Consider the following 2574-nt stretch of genomic DNA (forward strand, 5'->3'; position numbering starts at 1 on the left):
ACCGGGTCGAGCTGGCCGCCCGGGCCGATGGTCCCCTCGATCAGCCGCGCGCCCAGCCCTTGCCAGTAGCTGCGGCGGTCCGGCGCGGGATCGGGGCCATGGCACAGCCACAGGGGCACTGCGGCAGCCGTCGCGGCAAGCCGCCCTTCCGGCGGCAAGTCGAGCCGCCGCGACAGCACCACGCGCACAGGCTGCTGCACCGCGCCCAGCCCCCGCACGGTCAATTCCGGATCGTCGGCCCGCGCAGTGCCGCCCCCCACCATCACCGCGTCATGGCGGGCGCGCTGGGCATGGACCAGCCGCCGGGCGCCCTCGCCGGTGATCCAGCGGCTTTCGCCCGTCGCGGTGGCGATCCGCCCGTCGAAGGACGTGGCCAGTTTCAGCGTGACCGCGGGCCGCCCCTCGATCCGGTTCAGCAGGAACCCGCGATGCGCCCGCCGCGCGGCTTCGGCCAATACGCCGGTCTCGACCGCGATGCCGGCCGCACGCAGGATCGCATGGCCGCGCCCGGCCACCCTGGGGTCGGGGTCTTCCAGCGCGGTGACCACCCGCACCACGCCCGCCGCAACCAGCGCCTCGGCACAGGGCGGGGTCTGCCCGTGATGGGCGCAAGGCTCAAGGCTGACATAGGCCGTGGCCCCGCGCGCCGCCGCACCCGCCTGAGCCAGGGCGAGAGGTTCCGCATGCGGCCGCCCGCCCGGCGCGGTCCAGCCGCGCCCGACGATCCGTCCGCGATTGACGATCACGCATCCCACGGCGGGGTTCGGCCAGACCCGCCCCTGCCCGCGCGCGCCCAGCGCCAGCGCAAGCGCCACGAACCGCGCGTCGTCCCCTGCGCTCACTCCTCGACCGCGGCGCCGGGGCGAAGCTCGCTTACGAACTTGTCGAAATCGTCCGCCGCCTGGAAATTCTTGTAGACGCTGGCAAAGCGTACATAGGCCACGGTGTCGATCCGGGCCAGCGCTTCCATCACGATCTCGCCGATGGTTTTCGAGGGGATGTCGGTCTCGCCCATGCTTTCCAGCCGCCGCACGATGCCCGACACCATCTGGTCGATCCGCTCGGGATCGACGGGGCGTTTCTGCAATGCGATCCGGACCGAGCGTTCCAGCTTGTCGCGGTCGAAATCCTCGCGCCGCCCGTTGCACTTGATGACCACCAGGTCGCGCAGTTGCACCCGCTCATAGGTGGTGAAGCGCCCGCCGCAGGCCGGGCAGAAGCGCCGCCGCCGGATCGCCACATGGTCTTCGGCGGGGCGCGAATCCTTCACCTGGGTGTCGATATTTCCGCAGAACGGGCAGCGCATGGCCTCTCCCTCGGTGGTGCTGAAATGTTATCCACAGCGACTATAGGTGAGCCTCAAGGATTTGGGTAGTGGACTTTTCGCCAGCTAGATATGGGGTCGCGCCAGCGTCTGCCGATCTGGCGCAAGAGGGTGCCGAGGGCTGGCCGGATGGTCTGCCTCCCCCGCTGTAGCGCGACAGTCAAAGTTGCAGCAGAGAGGTTTTGTGGCAACAGCCCGGCCCTTGGACCAGCAGCTCGCCTCTCGCGCCCCTCGCTGAGGCCTTGGCGGCGATGGTGTAGCTGACATCAACCGCTTCCATCCGGAACCAGGCGAAGGTTTGGCGCACCTCTCGAAGGTCGTTCAAAGAGAGGATGAAACGGCCTTTGATGCCTCTCAGGATGTCCGCCATCCGCTCGAACTCGGTCCGCTCGAACAGCCCCTTGCCATAGTCGCCCTCGCAGCCCCAGTAGGGCGGGTCGAGGTAGAACAGCGTTCCGGGCCGGTCGACGCGGGTGATGAAGGCGGCCCAGTCCATGCAGGTCACCGTCACGCCCGCCAATCGCTCGTGCAGCGCCTCGAGGTCGGGCTCAAGCGTCGTCAGGTTGAAGCGGCCCCGCCGGTCGGTCGAGATCCCGAAGTTGCGGCCCGACGGCTTGCCGCCGAAGGCGCGGCGCTGGAGATAGAGGAACCGCGCCGCGCGCTGGAGGTCGGTCAGGGTGTCAGGATCGGTCTGCACCAGGCGCTCGAAACCGGCCTGGGTGGTGATCTGGAGCCGCATCAGGTCGAGGAAGGCGACGTAATGCTCCTGAAGCACGCGGAACAGGTTGTACACGTCGCGGCCGCGGTCGTTGATGAACTCGGCGCGCGGACGTCGGGTCCGCCGCAGGAAGATGCCGCCCATGCCCACGAAGGGCTCGGCATAGGCGGTATGGCCGTCGGCGTCGATCATCGCGCAGATGCGCCGGGCGAGGTTGCGCTTGCCGTCCAGGTAGGGGGCGACAGGTCGAATTGGAGAGATATGCGCAGAAGTTGGTGACGCTTGATCGGGCGGCGGCTTGAAATTGGCGGATCCCGTCGCGGAAACCAATCCCCTGGATGATCTCGGGCAGGCGGTTTTGACCGTCGAGCTTTCGCCATTTCTTCTGCGCTGACATCATCAGCTTGAACCCACATTCCCCAAGTGGCTCGCTGATTTTGTTGTCGTGAACGTGTTATTTTCGACATAAATCATGGTGTTGCAGGCTGTGAGGGGCGTATTTGACGGATCACCCGGAGGGTGCGGGTTCGCA

General features: G+C 67.6%; 3 protein-coding genes. All 3 read right to left on the minus strand.

Annotated features, from left to right (window positions below):
• The coding region (gene ribD / locus ENN83_RS15900) for a bifunctional diaminohydroxyphosphoribosylaminopyrimidine deaminase/5-amino-6-(5-phosphoribosylamino)uracil reductase RibD (RefSeq protein ID WP_287188720.1) at window positions 1-842 on the minus strand (842 nt) is incomplete at its 3' end.
• A complete protein-coding gene (gene nrdR, locus ENN83_RS15905) occupies window positions 839-1306 on the minus strand; it encodes a transcriptional regulator NrdR (protein ID WP_287188722.1) in 468 nt (155 codons plus the stop codon). The genes nrdR and ribD, both read right to left, overlap by 4 nt.
• Before the next feature lie 178 nt (window positions 1307-1484).
• Window positions 1485-2234, minus strand: a complete 750-nt coding sequence (locus ENN83_RS15910; RefSeq protein ID WP_414707682.1) for a DNA adenine methylase — start codon at window positions 2232-2234, stop codon at window positions 1485-1487.
• Window positions 2235-2574 lie beyond the last annotated feature (340 nt).

The sequence above is a fragment of the Rhodovulum sp. genome (assembly GCF_011048875.1).
GTDB lineage: Bacteria > Pseudomonadota > Alphaproteobacteria > Rhodobacterales > Rhodobacteraceae > Rhodovulum > Rhodovulum tesquicola.